This window comes from Psychrobacter sp. 1U2, from assembly GCF_051847575.1.
On sequence record NZ_JBPYDC010000001.1, the window covers coordinates 257,273 to 272,456 of the forward strand.

General features: G+C 40.8%; 17 protein-coding genes. 2 read left to right on the forward strand and 15 right to left on the reverse strand.

Translation table 11 applies throughout. The features are described from left to right. Positions 1–356: 356 nt before the first annotated feature. Both ACS8FD_RS01045 and ACS8FD_RS01050 read right to left on the reverse strand, forming a co-directional pair. On the reverse strand, positions 357–620 hold the full coding sequence (locus ACS8FD_RS01045) for a hypothetical protein (RefSeq protein ID WP_439274025.1): 264 nt from the start codon (positions 618–620) through the stop codon (positions 357–359). Positions 621–872: 252 nt separating this feature from the next. Next, a complete protein-coding gene (locus tag ACS8FD_RS01050) occupies positions 873–1,091 on the reverse strand; it encodes a helix-turn-helix domain-containing protein (protein ID WP_075101008.1) in 219 nt (72 codons plus the stop codon). Between the two features lie 250 nt (positions 1,092–1,341). Here ACS8FD_RS01050 and ACS8FD_RS01055 point away from each other — a divergent pair, with 250 nt between their 5' ends. Continuing rightward, positions 1,342–1,668 (forward strand): hypothetical protein, encoded by a 327-nt coding sequence (locus ACS8FD_RS01055; RefSeq protein ID WP_439274026.1) that lies wholly within the window; start codon positions 1,342–1,344, stop codon positions 1,666–1,668. 48 nt (positions 1,669–1,716) lie between these two features. Here the strand turns inward: ACS8FD_RS01055 and ACS8FD_RS01060 are convergent, their stop codons facing one another. From ACS8FD_RS01060 to ACS8FD_RS01080, 5 genes are all read right to left on the reverse strand, one after another. Further along, positions 1,717–2,346 carry a hypothetical protein gene (locus ACS8FD_RS01060; protein WP_439274027.1) on the reverse strand — a complete coding sequence of 210 codons (630 nt, stop codon included), beginning with the start codon at positions 2,344–2,346 and terminating at the stop codon, positions 1,717–1,719. A 40-nt stretch (positions 2,347–2,386) separates the two neighbouring features. Then, complete coding sequence (locus ACS8FD_RS01065; RefSeq protein WP_201539740.1) at positions 2,387–3,415, reverse strand: PD-(D/E)XK nuclease family protein; 1,029 nt, start codon at positions 3,413–3,415, stop codon at positions 2,387–2,389. A 67-nt stretch (positions 3,416–3,482) separates the two neighbouring features. Further along, complete coding sequence (locus tag ACS8FD_RS01070; protein ID WP_201539741.1) at positions 3,483–4,571, reverse strand: helix-turn-helix transcriptional regulator; 1,089 nt, start codon at positions 4,569–4,571, stop codon at positions 3,483–3,485. A gap of 67 nt (positions 4,572–4,638) precedes the next feature. After that, positions 4,639–5,256: a PP2C family protein-serine/threonine phosphatase gene (locus ACS8FD_RS01075; RefSeq protein ID WP_227679697.1), complete on the reverse strand. Its 618-nt coding sequence runs from the start codon at positions 5,254–5,256 to the stop codon at positions 4,639–4,641. A 27-nt stretch (positions 5,257–5,283) separates the two neighbouring features. Beyond that, positions 5,284–5,508 carry a hypothetical protein gene (locus ACS8FD_RS01080; protein WP_227679696.1) on the reverse strand — a complete coding sequence of 75 codons (225 nt, stop codon included), beginning with the start codon at positions 5,506–5,508 and terminating at the stop codon, positions 5,284–5,286. 456 nt (positions 5,509–5,964) lie between these two features. On the opposite strand from ACS8FD_RS01080, the gene ACS8FD_RS01085 reads away from it, so the two are divergent. Next, positions 5,965–6,612: a 3'-5' exonuclease gene (locus ACS8FD_RS01085; RefSeq protein WP_439274028.1), complete on the forward strand. Its 648-nt coding sequence runs from the start codon at positions 5,965–5,967 to the stop codon at positions 6,610–6,612. A 317-nt stretch (positions 6,613–6,929) separates the two neighbouring features. Here the strand turns inward: ACS8FD_RS01085 and ACS8FD_RS01090 are convergent, their stop codons facing one another. From ACS8FD_RS01090 to ACS8FD_RS01125, 8 genes are all read right to left on the reverse strand, one after another. After that, complete coding sequence (locus ACS8FD_RS01090) at positions 6,930–8,414, reverse strand: leucine-rich repeat domain-containing protein (RefSeq protein WP_201600860.1); 1,485 nt, start codon at positions 8,412–8,414, stop codon at positions 6,930–6,932. 126 nt (positions 8,415–8,540) lie between these two features. Continuing rightward, positions 8,541–8,963: an ion channel gene (locus tag ACS8FD_RS01095; protein WP_201611663.1), complete on the reverse strand. Its 423-nt coding sequence runs from the start codon at positions 8,961–8,963 to the stop codon at positions 8,541–8,543. A 124-nt stretch (positions 8,964–9,087) separates the two neighbouring features. Then, positions 9,088–9,417, reverse strand: coding sequence for a DUF6122 family protein (locus tag ACS8FD_RS01100; RefSeq protein ID WP_226945081.1), 330 nt, complete (start codon positions 9,415–9,417; stop codon positions 9,088–9,090). 101 nt (positions 9,418–9,518) lie between these two features. Beyond that, positions 9,519–10,808 (reverse strand): ATP-grasp domain-containing protein, encoded by a 1,290-nt coding sequence (locus ACS8FD_RS01105; RefSeq protein WP_439274030.1) that lies wholly within the window; start codon positions 10,806–10,808, stop codon positions 9,519–9,521. 90 nt (positions 10,809–10,898) lie between these two features. Further along, complete coding sequence (gene tatC, locus ACS8FD_RS01110) at positions 10,899–11,765, reverse strand: twin-arginine translocase subunit TatC (RefSeq protein ID WP_160023470.1); 867 nt, start codon at positions 11,763–11,765, stop codon at positions 10,899–10,901. Then, positions 11,762–12,148 carry a Sec-independent protein translocase protein TatB gene (gene tatB / locus ACS8FD_RS01115; protein WP_439261622.1) on the reverse strand — a complete coding sequence of 129 codons (387 nt, stop codon included), beginning with the start codon at positions 12,146–12,148 and terminating at the stop codon, positions 11,762–11,764. Before tatB ends, tatC begins: the two co-directional genes overlap by 4 nt. A gap of 55 nt (positions 12,149–12,203) precedes the next feature. Beyond that, positions 12,204–12,488 (reverse strand): Sec-independent protein translocase subunit TatA, encoded by a 285-nt coding sequence (gene tatA / locus ACS8FD_RS01120; protein ID WP_011959992.1) that lies wholly within the window; start codon positions 12,486–12,488, stop codon positions 12,204–12,206. Between the two features lie 80 nt (positions 12,489–12,568). Then, on the reverse strand, positions 12,569–15,178 hold the full coding sequence (locus ACS8FD_RS01125; RefSeq protein ID WP_439274031.1) for a copper-transporting P-type ATPase: 2,610 nt from the start codon (positions 15,176–15,178) through the stop codon (positions 12,569–12,571). Positions 15,179–15,184: the final 6 nt, after the last annotated feature.

A 15,184-nucleotide genomic window follows, 5' to 3' on the forward strand; every position in this document is an offset into this window, starting at 1 on the left:
CATAACAATCACTATATTATTAATGATACGTTATAACATAACAATTATCAACTAGCTGATTTTATTAAAATAATTAATTATTAAGCCAATAGACAATAAGAACAAAAAGCTCTTAGGAAGTGAGGCTAAATGTCACTTCCTAAAGGCTTAGAATGGGAATATTTCAACTAAATCGAAGTATAAAAATTAACTTTTACTCATGCAAAATAAGTATTCTTGATAATACGATCCTTACTTCTCAGGTAGCAATATCATAGTTTTTCAGGGTATAGCATTATCAACGATAAGCATTGCAAATATTAGAGCGATGGACTGCCTTATGTATAAAAGACGCACTAGGCTTTTGCTGGCATGTCTTAGCAAGCTCTTACTGCTTTTAGGAGTATCAGGTGGCTTGATTGATATCGGGGTTTGAAGAACTGATAATTGTCTTTATCAAGCACACATAACCGTAATACTGGTCGATAATAATCATCTAAGCCTGCCAGCTGTGGTCGGCTCAGAGGCAGCCTATGCTGCTGCCAAACAATAAAAGCACTTCTAGCATTAGGATGAACGGTTAGATTTTTCGAGCTCAGTATTAACAGCTTTTGAGTTGAGCGAAGGGTCTTATTTTTCACGATAAACTGCTCTAAAAATTATTGTTTTATTAATGATACGTTATAACATAACATTATTCAAGCTTATGATTTAATTATATTTATTAAAAATATATTCGCTGCGAATAAGTACAAGGACATTAGAAAAGCCCTCAAAAATAATAGCTAAACCATTATCTATGAGAGCTATGAATACTTCTGATCGGATAGTAATATCGTTATTTTCCAGAGTTTAAAGTGAACGTACGCGTTCAGCTACATTATTTATAAAACCTAATTTTTACTGTCTTCATCAGGTACGTATTTTAATATCTCACATGGTGTCACCTCTAGTACTTCACACAATTTGCTTAGCGTATCGAACTCTATACGAGTCGTCTCATCGTTATAAATTCTATGAAGTGTCGATTTACTAATATCCGTCATCCTTACTAAATCGGCAACTCGAAGTCGTCTTTCTGCTAAAAGCACAGGGAGATTACAAGAAATCACAATAAAATCCTTATTGGTAAGTAAAAAATACTTGCCAGTGACTACTTTTCTGCTAGAATAATACTCGTTGGCAATAACTAAGTTTCCGTCAAAAACTATTTTATGCTGACTAACGCTTTATTATGTCATATACCTATCTTGCTGCTCAATAGCTGGCTAATGATGATAGGTGCGACTGGTTCAATAGATATCATTACTATAAAAAGGTAATGCTAGCCGTAGGTATCAGATCATTAAAAAGGAGTACGTTGTGGGCATCAGCATTGAATGGAGCATGACACAAAACGCTTGGGACAAACGGGTCTGTGAGGATTATTGGGCCTATAATCATAAAATCAGCTATGTGGATTATATTAGTTTACTTTGTCAAAAATATAGCATTAGTACCCATACGTTATTTGAAACCGTAAGCCAATGCTACGCTTGCTTAGATGATGTGTGCTGCGAATATTGCGGAAACGCCTGTCCTATTGAAGTACCTGCCGATATTGCTTATATGCGGGCAAAAGAGAGTTGGTTTTGCGCAGTATGTGAGCATGCTATGTGGCGCGGAGACTCTATTAGCAAATATAACTAGCTTCAATTGATAGTAGCAGCCAAAGCCATATGTTTATTACATGTGGCTTTACTTTTCTTCAGCATAAACCGCCTTTAAACGAAAACAATTAGGCTCATCAGTCATACTTGAGCTGAGATAAGTAAATGCATTATCATTAGACAACAACCCCTCAATAGCATCTGATATATAAGCAAAGGCTTCCAGTGGCAGACTTTGCACGCTCTGCGTCCCAATAAGTACCCCTTTAGTATTACGAGCGTTAGTAAGTAGACCAATCATCTTATATGTAGCTGTTTTTATCATATGGAATTCAGACTCACCTGTAGCACTGGCTTGAACAAACTGAAACGAATAACCACACTCAAACAAGCTTATAACGTCTGCTACATCTATACCGATGATAGTACTTGCAGACTTTGCATCTAGCAGTGCAATGACATCATTTACTTCATCAGGCTGACATCTAACAATCCCCTCTATAATATCTAAGCGTTCATACTTATGGTCATCTGTTTGTAAGCCTACTAAAATATCAGCCCCTGCTTTCCCTTTTAGCTCTAGCAGTGCCTGCACATCCCAACCATCACTAATGATAAAACAAGCAATAATCGCTGGCGGAAAATAGTCTATGTTTGGTCGGTATAAGGCTGCACAAGATAAATCATTTATTTGCGATTTGTCGAGCTGATATTTCATGATTAGACCTTCTGTTACTCTAGGTGTTATGACATTACAATTACCAATCGTTTTTATTTTTATACTGATTTACTACATGATTAATGAATTTTTGCACTTCATCCATTAGCTTATCAACTTGCCGTAGATCTATTGAGTTTTCACTCTCAAAGATATCTGTGTCTAGTATAGCAAAGGTCATATGCCGACCTGAACCAAAGCGCTTTGGCTTAGTCACTTTTAAATCAAAATCAGCAGCTTCTGTCTTAAACAATTTATAAAGCTCATTCCTAACCTTGCTACGACTTTCTTTATTAGGAACAGATACTTTAAAGCAGATTTTCTCTTGCTCGATTTGTAAATAAATATCTATATTATTTTCTACTTTATGACCCAATCCCCAAAAGCCCATAAAGCCGCCCGAAGGATTAGCGACATAACCCCAGTTACCTTCTCCTAGGTAAGACTGTAAATATTGAAAAAAGCCAATCCAAGTCCGTTTTTTCCACTCGTTAACAGGTTTTGATTTAAAGCTTTGCACTGCTTCTTCAATAGACTGCAGATGGTTAAGATAATCGCTATATATATCACTCTCTTGCAGTGCCGCATTTTGTTCACTATTAAAGAGGTCTAATAAATCTCGTCTAGTTACTGGATAGAAGCCGTCCTTTAGCACAGCTTTGTAGTTGCTTTGATCATGCGTTTGTAAATAAATAGGAATAATTTTATCTTCTGTAAAGGTTTGAGCGTGTCCATTAAGCATAAAATGCTTGTATCGAACCAACTGATCGGAGTGCTGCAAACTGCCTACTTTATCTTCGATTAATACACAGTAAGTGTCGTTTATGATACAAAGGACATCAATGTTATTCACTTGACGCTTCACTACTATTTTATCAATACGACTCGGTAGCGAGTTACCCGCTTTTTTAAAGAATAACGCCAATACACTGGTTGCTATCTTATTGAGCGCTTTATGTTTATCGCTTCCTGTCTGATAGTCTTGGTCTGCCCACGACAGAAGCCAACAGATAAAAGCGTCTTGTGATAACTCAGAGGTGGCAAATTTAAATAAGTTAGGTGTGGTCATTCTAGCTCCTTGATGACATTTAAAAAATGTATTTGTCTTTTATTACTTTAGTAAAATTCTTGATCAACTATTTTGTATATAATTTTATCCCGCTTTCTAAGCGCTCTAAAATAGCCGCTTTTAACTCTACCGGTTCAATCACTACTGCTAACTGCGACATACTGACCAGCCAATCTTGCAAGCGCTGCGTATTGGCAACTGTTGCACGCACCTCGTTCCAAGTGTCATCGATAACCGTAATCGTTTGAGTAGATGATAACGGCCGCTCATAGAGATGCTGGCAGGCATATTTTTGCACCTTTAGAACCAGTCCGATTTTTAAACCATTATTCAACTCAAGCTTTCCTAGCTTACGTAGATTCTCAAGAGTGAAAGCATTGCGCTCTACCCAGTCCGGTACCGACTGCTCTGTTACTTCAGCTGCTTCAATACGATTAACCGCAAAATTACGATGTGCCATTAATAAGACATTATCATCGATATGATCATTCGTTGGATTAAACCCAGTAAGATAGATCATGTTGTCGATAAAAATAAGTCCTCTAGGGTAGATCACTCTGACGGTAGGATTGTTACGCCATTTGTTTTGATAGCTGATTTGAAGCTGCTTGTTGTGTAATAGTGCCTGATGGATGCTAGTCAGCACGCCGCTATCAAGCTTTGGTGCTTGTACGATACTAGACAGGGTAATAAGATAATCTTGCCACTGTCCTAGCTTGCTTTGATTGAAGCTGTGTCTATCTTGGCGACCTAATTGGGTCAACTTTTCACTAATGCTTTGTTTAAAAGGTGCTGGCAAGTAGTTCGCCGTATAGTTAGCGAGCATCTGCCAAAAAAATACCGTTTGCTCATTAATGACATCGATACTAAAACTTGGCTCAATATAAAACCGTGCCGTTTGTCCGCTGATATTCTGTCCCCAAGCTGGCAGACGCATTAAAGCGTCACTGTGAAAGACGTCATTGAATATTTGATTGAGACTTGTTAGGTCGTTCTCTAAATTTTTACGCTCGTTTGCGTAATGGTCAAGGTTATCACCATAAACGTTCATTAGCTCTGTGAGTGATATTGCCTTGTCTTTATGACGTGGCAAGCGCTGATAGAGCGCAAACAAACGGGTGGATTTGTTGTAGGTTGCGATTGGGTGTGTAGGCATGTTGGCTGCTCTATAGGCTATCGAATCTATCAAACTGTCATTTTAAAAGTGAACTATCGTAAAAAGGTTAATCAAACCGTACCACAATAGCTGTGCCATTATCATAAGCATTGCCATCCGAGTCGTATACTTGCTGCATAAGCTTCTGTAGCCATCCTTGTAAATCCGTTTGATTATCGATAAGTGACCACTCGTAGCACGATACTAAATCATGAATACCGTCAGTACAAATGACAAGGCTATCGCCTGCTTGCACTGTGATTGTTCGCTTATCACTTTTTGGTGGCTCGCTGCTTGGGTCATCACTATCTACTGCTAATGCAAAGCACTCGGTAATGCTATATAAGCTGCCCGCCATACCTGTGCGATTGTACTCGCTAGGCTGAGCTTCTCGACCTTCGTTATGTGCCTGTTCATCTACCAACTCATTAAGCAGATTATGATCACGAGTTAAGCACTGCCATTCATTCATATCTTTGCTAAGCAAATATACACGGCTATCGCCGACATGAGTTATATCTATATTTATCGACTTATCATCGTTTAGCGTGCCGGTGATCATCGCGAGAGTTGCTGCGGCACCATAACGTTTTTTTGGGTGTTTGGTTTGACTCAGTTGCGTATAGATATGATCTGAGGTGATAGCACTAGTACTCTCTTGATTGCTATCCCATAGCTTTTTAATTGCTTTGACAACTGCCTTTGAGCAGTGCTATGACTGGTTAGAGCTAGCAACGCCATCCGATACCGCAAGACAAAATGGCGCTTGCACTGATGTCACTGGCATTACTCCTAAGTCCTCTTGATACCAGTGATCTAAGAAGAAAAATGCGTCTTGCTGTAGGCCGTTGCTGGTATTACCTTGAAAAGTAATGGCGCAGGCGTGAGCTATTGTTTCAGCAAGAGGTTCATACTCATAACTCGAAGTCGCTGTCATATTCATTCGCTTATTATTTATTATCATTAAGACAAGTATAGTAGACTGCCTAGTGATTTTTTTTCTAGGTTATATACTATAATAAATCTCCCAGACTATCTAAAAACAATAGTTAGCTTTGATTATTGTTAGGTTTAAGGGTATATCGCTAGAAAAGATAAATGAACTTATATACCATGGTCTAACCTTTCATTCCTATCTATAAGCCATCGACATGATAGATCTACCATACAAACAGTAAAATATTTACTTTTGCTGATTATTACAGATTATATATAACGTACTTCTCAGGTGACGATATCAGCGTTTTTTAGGGTACGTCATTATCAGTTTCAATAGGACAGAGAGTCGATTTTTTAATACACCCTGGTACTAAAAATTGATAATAAGCACCGTCTTGTATAGCTTAGCGAATTGTTTAGCTTTCAAAGAAATACCCAGGTAGCTTGGGCAATATTGGGGTTTGATATCATTAATGGCAAGGTGACTGTGTTACAAGCGCCAAGAGCGAAGCGCTTTAATCCCCTAAAAGAAATCAGCTTAGGTTCTATGGCGATATCACACATTTGTGATGAGGATGTGGCGGATGAACCACCTCATACAAACTTCAGACTACCTAGTAGTGTTAAGTATTTAATTGGCCACAATATTGATTTTGACATGGCCGTTCTCAAAAATGCTGGCGTGACCCATGAGCCTAAGTTAATTTGTACCAATGCGATGGCTAACTTTCTCCTTCCTACGCTTGAGAGCCATAAGCTAGTATCCCTTCTCTATCACTTCCACCGTGATATAGCGCGCGCTCAAGCAAAGAACGCGCATGCTGCCATTGCTGACATCTACTTCACTGAGCTAGTGCTTGGTAGTCTGATTGATATGGCTAACAGTCAAGGTCATGAGATAAGTGATGTGGAGAACTTATATGAGTTTAGTCAAATGGCACGTATACCCACACACTTAAGTTTTGGTAAGCATAAGGGTGAGGCTATTGCAGATTTAGCTGCGAGCTCTGAAGGTACTGGCTATATTAAATGGCTGCTCAAACAGGACAGTGTTGACCCTTATTTAGCTCAAGCATGCCAGCAAGCATTAGAGTCGGTATAAATATACTGATGTAGTCAGTTTGAGCTATGCTGAAAATTGAGATCGATACTAGAAATAGTTAACGCTAAAGTAGGTCAAGTTCTTATTGAAACTATAACTTATTAGGTGGTAAGTCCCTCAAAATTATGGTGTTTAAAATATCATCAATATCTGCATATACCATAGAAAAATCTTGCTCTGACAAGTCGGAAAAGCTCTATATGCTATTCTCTATACAGTGTAAAGGGCTGGAGTACGAAATTCACTTTTCTTGGGTGACGCTATTAATATCGGGGTTTGAAGTTTGCTAAGAGTATGATGTGAATATCGCACAACCGCTAAGAGTATGATTGTTTATCCCAACCGTAGACTGTATCAATAGAACGTAAATAACATTTCACCCTCGGAGAAAGCCTATCAAGAGGATTACCAGTAAGATTGATACATCTCAAACTATTCAGCTGTGTAAAATTATCTGGCAGGTTTCTAAGATTACAATAAACAAGCTCAAGCTTAACAAGATTATTAAGCTCACCAATACTATTAGGTAGCTTGCCCAATTTACAATAACTGATAAAAAACTCAGTCAGACTCTTAAGTTGCCCTATGATTTCAGGCAGCTCTTTGAGGCTACAATGGTTAATATAAAGCTTCTCTAGATTAGTAAGTTGACCTACGCTATCAGGTAGCTTGTCAAACTTGCCATGACTAATAAAAAGCTCAGTTAAGCTAATAAGCTGCCCTATGCTATCAGGTAGGACTTCAAGCTTAGAGTGATTAAAATTGAGCTTAGTTAAGTTAACGAGCTGTCCGATGCTATCAGGCAATACTTTAAGTTTACAGTTGATAATATTAAGCTCAGCAAGGTTAATGAGGTGTCCAAAGCTATCGGGTAGCTCCGTTAGTTCAAGGTGAAGCAGGTCAAGGTGAGTTAAGCTCAAAAGCTGGCCTATGCTATCAGGTAGCTCTTCAAGCTCACAATGAGTAATAAAAAGCTCTGTAAGACTGCTCAGTTGTCCAACGCTGGCGGGCAACTCTTTAATACGACAACGATTAATATAAAGCTTGTTGAGGTTGGTAAGCTGTCCAATACTACTAGGTAGGTCTTTGAGATCACAGTTAATAAGATCAAGGTCATTTAAATTTTTGAGTTGCCCTATGCTGTCAGGCAAGTGCTTGAGCGGGCAATAACTAATAAAAAGCTTAGCGAGGTTAATAAGCTGCCCTATGCTGTCAGGCAGTTCTTCAATCTCACAGTGAACTATATCAAGTACCGTAAGCTTAGTAAGCTGTCCAATGCTGTCAGGTAAACATTGAATCTGACAGCGACCAATGAACATCTTAGTAAGGTTATGAAGTTGTCCAATACTATCAGGTAGCGCTTCGAGTTCACTTTGATCAATAAAGAGTTCAGTAAGATAACTCAGTTGCCCGATGCTCTCAGGTAATGCGACAAGTTTAGAGTGACTAATAGACAGTTTGGTTAGATTAGTGAGCTTACCGATATTGGGCAGTAAATGACTTGAACATATGCCACTGATAGTTATATCTACTAGATTTGTAAGGTTGGTAAGCTCATCGGGTAGATAGGCTATTCTATAGACGTCTTTTGAGTGTTGCTCATCATGTTCAGGCTCTAAGATCTCTAGCTTTTTTAGGGCTAACAGTGATTCTTTATTACGAGGAATTTCAGAATGCTTGAGCTCAAACTCATCTGCCCACGCCCATATTTTCTCAATCCAGTTGTCATTAGTATTTAATGTTTTATTAGAAGTATCAGACTGATGAATGTCCTGATGGTAGTTATTATTGTTTGGATTCATAGCTTTATTCCTTATAACAACTTGAACTATTTTTCTTATGCCAGAATAACGTTAGTATCCTGACATAGGTTTATGCAGCCCTATGCTACACATAGTCGAGATAGTCTTTAGCTAAATAGTCTTTAGCTAATTTGCAAGGGGTTTTTTACCATTCATGATCTGCAGCACAAAGGTTCCGGACATTGTAATCAGTAGGAAACCATGGAAGGCCTCCATCGCGGTCATAAATCGAAGATGTCCGTTAGGCATGAGGTCACCTCGCCCAAGCGTTGTGTAGTTAACTAGCGAGAAGTAAAAGTAGTCCATAAAGGTAAGGGAGGCACTGCCGTTGGATGAGGACGAGACGAGGTCACCAACCTGAAAGTTATGCACAGCAACCCAAAAGCCAGTCGCATAAAGCAGTGCCTCAAGGATATGAGCCAGCACGATTGAGGCAACTGCGACCCCAAGGCAGTGTCCCGGATGGCGCGACGGCGTCACAAACTGTGACGAGAATTTTAATACGCCATAATGTATTGCTGTGCAGACAGCGATTAGAATCGCTGCCATTATAATTGCCAGAATCACTTTTTATCCTTTTTGAGGAAGGAACGACATTAAAGGAAGATTACCCTATTTATTTTAACTAATCCTGTATAATTTTTTCACTATAGCTAACGACTACGCATAAGCACTAGAGTCTATTCAGATAGGTCATTACGCAGTCATTTGAATCAGTCAGCATATGTAGTAACAATCCTAGACCAATTATTCTATAGGGCTTTGGTAGAAATAGCATAGCCGCATAAACTGCCATTGCATAGTAAGTATGTAATGGATGAAAATTAATACTACAGCGATCAGGTAAGAAAACAGGTGTTGCTAGCAAGTGATCTAAATCTACCAGCATGGTTGCTAAAAGAATCAAATATACTCGTTTGTAATCATCACGAAAAAAAGTATAGGCAATAATCAACGGCATGCCAAAATGCAGGAAGTAGTGGATAACGGTTTGGATCATCATCTTTCCAATTCAGCATGATGTTTTATTGATAAGTTGGTATGCAGAATAATTAAACTAGTAAACGTTACTTAAGAAGCCAAAGCTACATGTTCATGCTATGTTCAGACTTGAAAAACAGGCGCAAAGCCACCCCCTGGTGTGCGAAAGTTAGTCGCTTGGCCTTGATAGATACGCCCAGCAGTTAGTAGCAGCTGTCCTGCATAGGTATAAAGACGTATATCTACCTTTCTAGTCGTCACCACATCATCAATCTTTATTGATCGCTCTGTAGCAGGGATAAAGGTCTGCGCAATATAGCTTTCATCTAAAATAGTCTCGAATACGCGGCGGGTAATCTTGCTGCCACGGTAAACGCCCTTACTACCATAACCAGCTACTGGCTTAAAAAACAATTGTCTCCGAGTACGCCATAATTCTGCTGCATCCTCTTTTGTAACCATTCTGGTAGTTGGTACTGACTTTTTTAGATATTCTGCATCATCATCACCTAGTCCCCACGACTGCAAAGTTTGCGTATCGGATAGTAAAGTCAGGTTGCGCTTATTAGCGAATATAGCATGGGCATGCGGATTGGGGGTTACTACTACCGCACCCTCTAAATAGGCACTTTTAAGCACGGCGTGGTTGGGGTTTTCAAAGGCGAAATCGACTAACCGATTATAGATCATATCAATGGGCTTGCTATGAGCTGTCAGTACACCATCAGCATAGTTAAGCTCAGACGGATCGAGTATAACGGTATCAATGCCTTTAGCTTGAAGTAGTTGGCAGGCCAGCTGAAACTCCAAATACATGAACTGGCTTTTGGGCTCATTATCCACAATAGCAATGCGATTGGGCATGCTAGTTGCCGATTGTCGCTGCCATTCTTGTATGAACATATTAGCGACCGCTTCTTCAAACCCATCAAGCATTTTAGTAGTAGCAACACTTTGCTCTGAGGGGCGACAGCAGTGTTTTTGTGCGCGGGCAAGTGCTACGTTTAAAAATGCGCCTCCAGCATTGGTATTGACCTCGATGAGCTGAGGTCCATCGCTACCCAAGTGAAAGTCATAACCCATGAGGGCCCCTATTGGGCCTGGGTCGAAAGCAGCTATTTCTGGTGCCCACGACAGCACTTGCTCTTGATACAATGGCAGTTCGGCAGCTGACTCGATAGCCCTGACGATTCGCTCCATCGCCTCTATCTCTGTTTTGGGAACGAACACGGGTGTTGCTGAAAAAAGCTTATTAAGCTCGTTCGCTCCTACTGGATTGTTTCTAGTTTCTACCAATTGATCTTGAAGGCTTGTATTAAGCGCTTTACGATCAAGGGTAATGCAGTAGCACTCTTGGTTAAGTCGATTTGCAAGACCGTCATTTTTTTCGTTGTTATTAGTTGGGTGTTCCATTTAGAGTCCGTCGCTAAGTAGAGTACTCACGCTGACATACTCTAGTAAAAAGTAAAAAGTAAAAAAGGTTCTTGGCGTATTTAAGTAGTGCTAGCTACTTTCTAATGTTTCATTCCCTGAGACTAAATCATTATTTCGTTCATTTTTAATTAATATCTTTGCTAAGAGTAAACCCAGCTCAAATAATAGCCACATAGGAATCGCGAGCAATAGCATTGACACCCCATCGGGCGGTGTGACTACCGCTGACACAGCAAAACAACCGACGATGATATATCGGCGCTTACTCTCTAGACTCTGAGTGGATATGATACCGACCATTATCAATAATAAAGTAACCACTGGAATCTCAAAAGTGAGTCCAAATACCATAAATAACTTTAGCGCAAAGTTTAAATAACTGTCGATATCGGTCATAGGTATAACGTTTTGCGGAGCGAATAAAATAAAGAACTTCAATACGCCTTTGAGTACCACAAAGTAGGCAAAAGCGACACCAGAATAAAATAGGAATATCGAAGATATCAGCACTGGAATAGTGATTTTTTTCTCTTTTTTATATAATCCAGGCGCTATAAATGACCAAATTTGATACAGAATATACGGCATCACTACAAAGGCAGCAACGAAAATCGTCAAGCGAATAGGTGCCATAAAGTTTGACGTTATATCAGTGGCAATCATGGTCGAATTGATGGGTAACTGCGCCACTAATGGGTCTGATAAAAGATTGTAGAGCTCACGCGAAAACCCTACCAATGCTAAGAAGACGATCAAAACGGCTACGCATATTTTGATGAGATGCTTGCGTAATTCAATCAAATGCTCAGTAATAGGCATGTCGCTAAGCACATTCAGCACATTATCAGTCTCAACATTATGGGTAGCATCTGACGCCTTAGCATCTGTATTTGCTAACTTTCTTTGGCGACTTTTTTGGCGCTTAAATAAGCTCATTTATCCCCCTTCTCTATAGCTGAAGAAGAGGTAGTATTCTGTTGATGGTCTTTATCATAAGGGGTGATTGACTGATGTGAAGCGTCTAGGCTTTGGTTCTGTGACTGCTCAAACTTTTGCATACTGCCACGCATTTCTGCTAATTCGCGCTTCATATCCGACTCGGTCTGACGAATCTTTGCCAGCTCATCTTGCATCTGTTTTCGTGTCTCAGCTAGATCAAGCTCAGCTTCTATTTCAGATTGTAGAGTGGATACTGTACGGCGCAGTTTGGCATACCATTGCCCAGCGGTACGTGCGGCTTGCGGCAGTTTTTCTGGGCCCAATACGATTAAAGCAATGACGCCAAACAAGAGTAATTCGGAAAACCCAATATCAAACATAACAGTCACATATATTAATAGACTACTTAGTGCCGCTATTTATAAGCGGCGCGCTTCATACTTTAGGCTGGTCATCAGTGGAAATAGGGCTGATTTCCATATCATCAGCCTGATTACCTACACGCGTATTTAAATCATTACTTGCAGCTGGCGTACTATTTTCATGGCTAAGCACATGATTTTTGCGAGCATTCTCAGGTTCTTCATCTTTGACCGCTTCTTTAAAACCCTTCACCGCACCGCCTAAATCTTTACCTGCATTTTTAAGCTTGGCAGTACCAAATACGACCACCACTACGACCAATAAAATCAGCCAATGTGTAATAGAAAAGCTGCCCATAACGGTATCCTTATATTTTGTGATCTTGTTTAGACCAGTATGTGTCAGTGTGCTTTAGAACACTTTTTACCGTACCAGAATTATAGTTTCAAACGGCGCAATCGCAGCGCGTTAGCAATCACCGAGAATGACGACAAGCTCATCGCTGCCGCTGCTATCATCGGACTGAGCAGAAGCCCAAATATGGGATAGAGCACACCTGCGGCAATAGGAACACCAAGTGCATTGTAGATAAAGGCAAAAAACAGATTCTGTCTGATATTGCGCATGGTGGCGTGGCTAAGCTTATAAGCTTTGGCAATGCCCATTAAATCACCTTTTAGCAGGGTAATGCCCGCACTCTCCATCGCCACATCGGTACCGGTTCCCATAGCGATACCAACATTAGCTTGCGCTAGCGCTGGTGCGTCGTTGATACCATCACCCGCCATAGCGACCAATTTACCGCTGTCTTGCATTTCTTTGACGATACGGTTTTTATCCTCTGGTGAGACATCCGCATGAACTTCATCAATACCTAGTTTATTGGCGACTGCCTGCGCGGTTTTTTCGTTGTCACCGGTTAGCATCACAACTTTTAAACCTGCGTCATGAAGCAGTGAAATAGCCTCTTTAGTGCTTGGTTTAATAGGGTCAGCAACTGAAATAATACCAGCAGCTTTACCGTCTATAGCCACAAACATTACCGTTTCACCGTCTTTTCTACGGACATCAGCTTTAGTGGACAGCTCATTATCAAAACTATTTAGGCTTTCCATAAGCTTAGAGTTACCAATAGCGACTTTCTTACCATCGACCACGGCTTGTACGCCTTCGCCAGTAGTCGAATTAAAGTCAGTAGCTTTAGGAATAATGAGTGATCTTTCTTGAGCTGCTCTAACGATAGCTTCTGCTAAAGGATGCTCGCTAGCGCTTTCTACTGAGGCTACCAATGCGAGGAACTCGTCTTCATCTTGACCTACCTGCGCATCAATTGCGGTAAGCTCGGGCTTACCAGCGGTCAGTGTTCCGGTCTTGTCGACGACAATGGTATCGACTTTTTCCATACTCTCTAACGCTTCAGCATTTTTGATGAGGACGCCGTTTTGCGCGCCTTTGCCGGTACCAACCATAATGGACATCGGCGTCGCTAGACCAAGGGCGCAAGGACAAGCAATAATCAGTACCGCAATCGCGTTAACCAAAGCATAGGCCATAGCGGGCTCAGGGCCGAATATCGCCCAGACAATAAAGGTTATGATAGAGCTGACAATAACAATAGGTACGAACCAACCCGCCACTTGATCTACCAAGCGCTGGATAGGCGCGCGGCTACGCTGGGCTTCAGCAACCATTTGTACAATTTTAGATAATACTGAATCTGCTCCAACATTGACCGCTTCGACTAATAGCGTTCCGGTGCCATTTACCGTACCACCAGTCACTGTATCTCCTGCTACTTTTGATACAGGGATTGGCTCACCCGTCACCATTGATTCATCAACACTACTATTACCATCGATCACTGTACCATCTACGGGTAGTTTCTCACCTGGTTTAACCCGTAGCTTATCGCCAGTGACGACCTCATCAAGCGAGACTTCGACTTCTTCACCGTTTTCATCGACACGTCTTGCGGTTGGTGGTGCGAGCTCAAGCAAAGCTCTAATCGCACCTGAAGTTTGGCTTCTGGCTTTGAGCTCTAATACTTGACCCAGTAGCACCAAGGTTACAATGACCGCTGCTGCTTCATAGTAGACTCCGACTTGACCAGAGGCATCTCTGAAACTGTCTGGGAAAATATCGGGAAAAAAGGTCGCGACAATACTAAAAATATAAGCAGCGCCTACGCCTATCGCAATCAAAGTAAACATATTTAGATTGCGGCTTTTTATAGACTGCCAGCCACGAACGAAAAACGGGGCGGCGCCCCAAAGCACTACAGGGGTCGCGAGCACTAACTCAGCCCATTGTAAAACCTGTGAAGGTATACCATACTGACTAAAGTCAACTCCAAACATACCGCTCATCACATATATTAATAGCGGTACAGTCAACACGGTACATATCCAAAAACGACGAGTCATGTCGTCAAGCTCTGAGGTGTCCTCTTCACCGATAGTAAGCGTTTCGGGCTCAAGCGCCATACCACATATCGGACAACCGCTATTTCTAACGTCTCTCACTTCAGGATGCATAGGACAGGTATATACCGTGCCATCGTAATCAGCAGGTACTTTATCGTATTTACCGCCTTTAACAGATTTTACTCCGCTACTATCAGTATCCTTTCCATGACAGCTAGCGTGACTATCATCTTTAGCAACTTCGTCTTCAGGTTTAAGAAACATGCCACATATTGGGCAGTCACTTTTTTCAACATCTCTTACTTCTGGATGCATAGGACAAATATAAATCGTGCCGTTATAATTTTCCGGTATCTTGTCGTACTTATTGCCTTCGACAGACTTTACCTCATTACTATTATTAGCATCCGCTCCATGACAATGCGCATGACTATCTTCATGGTTGTTGGATTCAGCAACCTCGTCTTCAGGTTTAAGAAACATGCCACATATCGGACAATCGCTCTTTTCAGTATCTCTAACCTCAGGATGCATCGGGCAGATATAAACCGTACCACTATAATTTTCTGGTACTTTATCGTACTGACCACCTTTGATAGATTTTTCATCGGCAATATGTTTCATAAAACC